Source organism: Staphylococcus sp. HMSC077D08 (genome assembly GCF_001837945.1).
Lineage (GTDB): Bacteria > Bacillota > Bacilli > Staphylococcales > Staphylococcaceae > Staphylococcus > Staphylococcus epidermidis.
This window is the reverse complement of sequence record NZ_KV834827.1, coordinates 23,874-29,873: the sequence shown is the minus strand read 5'-3', so window position 1 is coordinate 29,873 and position 6,000 is coordinate 23,874. Positions and strand designations below refer to the sequence as shown.

Annotated in this window: 5 protein-coding genes; 2 read left to right on the top strand and 3 right to left on the bottom strand. The window is 33.2% G+C overall.

The window, feature by feature from the left end; genetic code table 11:
• Nucleotides 1-148 precede the first annotated feature (148 nt).
• Nucleotides 149-739, bottom strand: coding sequence for a hypothetical protein (locus HMPREF2663_RS10880; RefSeq protein ID WP_002447847.1), 591 nt, complete (start codon nt 737-739; stop codon nt 149-151).
• 322 nt (nt 740-1,061) lie between these two features.
• Here HMPREF2663_RS10880 and HMPREF2663_RS10875 point away from each other — a divergent pair, with 322 nt between their 5' ends.
• Entirely contained in the window at nt 1,062-1,940 is an 879-nt protein-coding gene (locus tag HMPREF2663_RS10875) for a hypothetical protein (RefSeq protein WP_002496704.1), read from the top strand.
• Nucleotides 1,941-2,043: 103 nt separating this feature from the next.
• Here HMPREF2663_RS10875 and HMPREF2663_RS10870 read toward each other — a convergent pair whose 3' ends face one another.
• Nucleotides 2,044-2,475 carry a hypothetical protein gene (locus HMPREF2663_RS10870; RefSeq protein WP_002447048.1) on the bottom strand — a complete coding sequence of 144 codons (432 nt, stop codon included), beginning with the start codon at nt 2,473-2,475 and terminating at the stop codon, nt 2,044-2,046.
• Between the two features lie 265 nt (nt 2,476-2,740).
• On the opposite strand from HMPREF2663_RS10870, the gene HMPREF2663_RS10865 reads away from it, so the two are divergent.
• Nucleotides 2,741-4,078 (top strand): aspartate aminotransferase family protein, encoded by a 1,338-nt coding sequence (locus HMPREF2663_RS10865; protein ID WP_002447050.1) that lies wholly within the window; start codon nt 2,741-2,743, stop codon nt 4,076-4,078.
• Between the two features lie 127 nt (nt 4,079-4,205).
• Here the strand turns inward: HMPREF2663_RS10865 and HMPREF2663_RS10860 are convergent, their stop codons facing one another.
• Entirely contained in the window at nt 4,206-5,657 is a 1,452-nt protein-coding gene (locus HMPREF2663_RS10860; RefSeq protein ID WP_002495972.1) for an APC family permease, read from the bottom strand.
• Between the last annotated feature and the right edge of the window lie 343 nt (nt 5,658-6,000).

Sequence of the window (6,000 nt, the reverse complement as noted above, 5' to 3'; positions counted from 1 at the left end):
TAAAGATTATAATATGACTCAACTTACTTTACCAAAGAAAACTTCAGTTCTTATCTCCACAAACGATTTTGTAGAAACAATTCCTAAGACTGAATTCAGACATCATCGTGGTGCAACATCATACTATCCCAAAATGATATTCAAAGAACTATGTCATTTTACGTAAAGGTTGATGGTAAAGTGCAATGAAACCAGCAGTGAGTAAAAATAGACTTATTATACCATTTGTATTGAAATTTTTATCTTTCATACCAGTATTCGGTAGCATATCAGATGAGCTTTGTTGTGGTAAGTCAGAAGATTGAACTTGACCTACGTAATATGAATTGAGTTCACGTGTGCTATCCACTGCTTGTGTCTGTTGAGTAGAGTGTTGTTTTACTTGTGAAGATGTTGTAGCAATATCTTGTGCAACATAGCATTGTGGTGTATTGAGTTGACTATATTCTCCATAATCTCCACTTTTATATAGCACCACACCATTTTTGTATACTTTATAAGTACCGACACCTGCACCAGATTTATTATTGATATCAATTGTGAAATAATCCCCTTTATCCTTAACTTTTTTGAAATTTTGTAAGTCCGGATTGCCACCACTATTTTTCATAGCTTGAATTGCTACAGCTTGTGCATCTTGAGATGTTACTTCGGCTGCATGTGTCGTTGTGTCATTGACACTTGGAAATAATAATAATCCTGTTAATACAGTCGTTGCAATTAGAGAAATCTTTTTCACATTGATAACCCCATTTCGAATTGATGATATATGATGTATTTAAATTACTTTACGATTATAGTTTAGCACCTTGATAGCGAGATAATAGTGGTTTAAAAGAATTCAAATACAAATTTTAAGATACGTTAAAAATCTTAATAATTATAAATCATTGCTGATGATACAGCAGTAAAAAAGACGTCAAGTATTGCTTAGTAAATAGCGAATTTTTAATAATCTGTTAAATTGTTGTACATTTTTAAAAATAGTTAGTTTATAATTATTTTATAAAGTGGTTTATTTTGTTGTGTTAAATAGATTAGAATGTAGGGGAGTATTTGAATTGAAGAAATTAGCAATGATATGTGCGTTTACAGTATTAATATTAGCCGGTTGTGGTCTTGGAGATAGTGATAATAAAGGAAGCTCAACGATAAATGATGATCAACAATCAGGGGATAAAAATAACAGAGATTCAAAATCAAGTACAAGTAGAAATCAAACAGGAGGTAATCAGCAAGACACACAACAAGATACCCATTCGAATAAATACTATGCTCAAGTTTGGTTAACTGCTTTAGATAGCTATAGAGGTGATAGTGACCTTCCTTTTGACGATTTAGAAATTGTACATCAAAATATTTCTAATAAAGTTTTAGATCCCTATCACCCAGACGAATCAGCTAAACTACCTGAAGGAACAGAATTGTTAACAGCAAGTGTTACTGCAGCAGGTTCAGTTTATTATAAAAATAATGGAGATGGCACAATTACAATATATAATGTACCATCACATTTTCAAGGGAGTTGGCGTGACGCTGATTACTCTAAAAAAGAATCTCAGCGCATTATAGATGATGCTCGTACAGTTAAGTTATACAACGCAAGTGAAAGTGAAATCAATAAGATAAGTCAGATGATGAGGACTCAATTTTCAGTTGGCGATAATTTAAAAGATGAAGATGATACTTCTGAATCGGAAAATCAATCAAGCAGTTCTGATGAAGTAACGGTGACACGAAGTAATGTTATCGATATAGTTGAGGACTACGAAGGGCATCAATTAGATACAGACACATATATTTACAAAGAACCAGAAAAAGATAGTGATGGTAGTTGGGGGTTCTCGTTTACAGATAAAGAAGGTCATTTAGAAGGATCTTATATTATCGATAAAGATGGAGAAGTAACGAAGTATGATGAAGATGGAGAGCCAGAATAACTAATAGGGCAGTAGAGATATCATAGTATAATTATCTATGATGTTTCTACTGCCAATATTTATTTTATAATATGTAAAAGACATTGAGAAATGAGTTTTAAAATCATAAAGTTTTTTTCGAAATGATAGGTAGACAACTCGCCATTAAAATAATGAAAAAAAGATGTGCAACTAACCACCATGCAAATTCGTTCCAACTAAAGAAAAAAATTGAGCGTTGCGCAAGAAAAACGAGAAGTGGATACATCAAAGCAAATATTAATACTAAAGGTAAGTATGCTAGACGATACAAGAATTTTGAATAATGATAGATAATTAAAAAGGTGATATAAATCAATATTCCGATACTTAAATGAATCAGTACTTCGATAATTGTTGGCACTTCATCAGGGTTGATTAAAAAATCAATATTGAGTAATAACTGAGTTAAGTGTGTGTTTTGTAGTAACACATCCATTAATATAGTTAAAATAAGTAATAGCACGCTAATCGTGGTTGCGTATAATAAATGATAAAATATTTTTAACCCATTCATATTAATATCCTTCGTAAAATATTTTATTTTATATTCCCTTTAAGCATATCTTCTAAGCCTCAAGGACATATATTTCTTTATCACAAAAGATTCGTAACGAAAATATTTTTAATTATCAGAAAATATTTACAAATCTGAAAATTGTTAGTATATTGATTACTATCCTATTAGTATTGATTTATTTTAAAACGATAGCAGTTGATAGTTTTATAGCTTCATATGTAGATAGCTATATTAAAAAGAGTCATTATTGGGAGGGAACTCAATGAGTAAAGTTAGTCATTTGATAGATGAAGATGAACGTTATTTTGCACATTCTGGACGGATTAAATATTATCCTCTAGTTATTGATCATGGTTATGGAGCCACGTTAATCGATATAGAGGGTAAGTCTTATATTGATTTATTAGCAAGTGCAAGTTCACAAAATGTGGGTCACGCTCCGAAGCCAGTAGTTGAAGCAATTAAGAACCAAACTGAGAAATTCATTCATTATACACCGGCATATATGTATCATGAACCGTTAGTGCGATTATCAAAAAAATTATGTGACATTGCTCCTGGAAATTATGAGAAGAGAGTTACTTTCGGATTAAGTGGCTCTGATGCTAATGATGGGATTATAAAGTTTGCACGTGCGTATACAGGACGTCCATACATCATAAGTTTTACCAATGCATACCATGGTTCAACATTTGGTTCATTATCAATGTCTTCAATTAGTTTGAATATGCGTAAGCATTATGGACCATTACTTAATGGATTTTACCATATACCTTTTCCCGATAAGTATAGGGGGATGTTTGATCAAGCTAAACCTAACACGGTTGAGGAATATTTAGCGCCTTTAAAAGAAATGTTTGCAAAATACGTCCCTGCGGAGGAAGTGGCATGTATTGTGGTTGAAACAATTCAAGGTGACGGTGGCTTACTTGAACCCGTACCAGGTTATTTTGAAGCATTACAAGAGCTTTGCCACGCTCACAATATTCTTATTGCAGTTGATGATATCCAACAAGGATTAGGTCGTACAGGAAAGTGGAGTTCCGTGGATCATTATCATTTTACTCCAGATTTAATGACATTTGGAAAGTCATTAGCTGGTGGTTTACCAATGTCTGCGATTGTAGGTCGTAAAGAAATCATGGAAAGTCTTGAAGCACCTGCACATTTATTTACAACTGGTGCAAATCCTGTAAGTTGTGAAGCAGCATTAGCAACGATAAAGATGATTGAAGATGAAGATTTACTAAACGCCTCATGGAAAAAAGGGAATTATGTTAGAAAAAGAATAGACCCATGGATAGAACGTTACCAATATGTAGGTGATGTTCGAGGTATTGGATTATCAATTGGAATAGACATAGTATCAAATAAAATTGAGAAAACTAGAGATTCTGAAGCAGCATTAAAGATATGTAATTACTGCTTTGAAAATGGTGTGATTATCATAGCAGTTGCGGGTAATGTTTTAAGATTTCAACCACCACTTGTGATTACCTATAAGCAACTTGATAAAGCATTAGATACAATAGAACAGGCGCTTGAAAAGTTGGAAAGAGGAGAATTAAATCAATATGACATTAGTGGTCAAGGTTGGTAAGAAAAAAGTAGATGAATAGCAAAGCCTCGACACTAAATAACAATATTAATATAGGGAGTGGGACAGAATTCATAACGAGTTCGTTGTCCTACTCCCTATATTTTAATTTAATCTATGGGTCTTTCATTTATTCTCTAGGTACTTGATACGCTTCTTCATCATTCTTTTTGGAATGTCTAATTCCATAAATTAAATAAATAATTATACCTACAATAAACCATATCAGTGTATACAATTTAGCTTCAAAACTTAATCCCCAAAATACTAGCAATACTAATATAAATGTAATTGCAGGCAAAATAGGATATAAAGGTAATTTAAATTCTGGCTTAGGTAAATCTTTCCCTTCGCGTTTTCTTAATCGATACATGGCTAGTGACACAAACATGAATGCAACAAGGGTACCTGCGGAAATCAATTGTGCTAAGAAAGCAAACGGGAACATTGATCCGATAACTACACCAATGATTGTAAGTAAGACAAGTGCTCGATTAGGTAAATGTTTGTGATTTAATTGACTTAACCAAGAAGGGAGTAAACCATCTCGTCCAAATGAATATAATAGACGTGAACCTGCAAGCATCATACCAATTAATGCAGTGAACATACCGATAACAGAAATTGCTTGAACAATTGCAGCAATAATACCATGACCACTTTCTCGTAATGCCCAACCTACTGGCTCTGCATTATCAGCATATTGAGAGTAGTGGAACATGCCAACAAGAACAAGTGCTACGGCAACAAACAATACAATAGCTACTATGAGTGATCCTAAGATTCCTCTAGGCATTGTCTTCTGTGGATTAATCGCTTCAGCTGAATTAGCAGCAATAGAGTCAAAACCAATATAAGCTAAGAAAATCATTGAAACTCCAGCATAAATACCTTGCCAACCTCCAAAGTCACCAGTTTCAGTAACCTTATGTTCTGGAATAAATGGTATATAGTTACTGAAATTTATCGCAGTGAGCCCTACAATCACAAATAAAATGATGGCTAACACCTTTAAAATAACCAATATATTTTCCATACGAGCAGCTTCGTTCATTCCGCGTGATAATAGTAATGCAGTTAAAATAATCACCACAGCAGCAATGATATCAATGACACCACCGTTACTTCCAAATGGATTAGATAATGATTTAGGTAAAGAAATACCTAATGGTGCAATAAGACCTCTTAAGTTAGCAGAAAAGCCAGAAGCAACGAAAGCAACAGCAATAAAGTATTCTGCTAAAAGCGCCCAACCGGCAACCCATCCGAATAATTCACCAAAAAGTACATTAATCCATGAATAAGCTGATCCAGCAAAAGGCATTGTAGATGCCATTTCTGCATAAGTAAAGGCTACAAGACCTGCCACAATAGCAGCTAATAAGAATGACAACGAAACAGCAGGTCCGGCATGCTCAGCGGCGACAACACCTGGTAAAGTGAAGATAGATGTAGAAACAATTGTACCAACACCTAGTGCAAGAAAGTCGCGTACACGTAGCGTGCGTTTAAGATGCCCATCTTTATTTTGATAAATAGTAGGATTCTCTTTCCGAGTCATCCGATTAAAAAAACTTCCCATAACAAACCTCCATAACATCAACTTACTATTAACATGAGTCAGCAAACATTCCTTAACAATACGTATTAAAAATCATCTACATGTAGATAAATGAGTTGGCTGATTCTGATAATTAATATAATAGCACAGAAGATAAATGTTTTGTCTAAAAATTCTGAAAAATTAATAAAAATTATTTTCACAGTGATTAAGTTAATATAGTTAAATTTCAATAGGGACAAAAAGATATAAATTGAATGTTAATATCACAGGAGTTTTAAATTATGGTATTTGTCATGTATTTCTTCACATGATTTATAAATTAGTAAAGTAACTATATTTGTAAAACATGTTATCGTAAAAG

What these genes read in the sequence shown, in the direction of transcription:
- HMPREF2663_RS10870 (WP_002447048.1), bottom strand. Translation starts at nt 2,475, where the DNA reads ATGAATGGGTTAAAAATATTTTATCATTTATTATACGCAACCACGATT.
- HMPREF2663_RS10865 (WP_002447050.1), top strand. Translation starts at nt 2,741, where the DNA reads ATGAGTAAAGTTAGTCATTTGATAGATGAAGATGAACGTTATTTTGCA.
- HMPREF2663_RS10860 (WP_002495972.1), bottom strand. Translation starts at nt 5,657, where the DNA reads ATGGGAAGTTTTTTTAATCGGATGACTCGGAAAGAGAATCCTACTATT.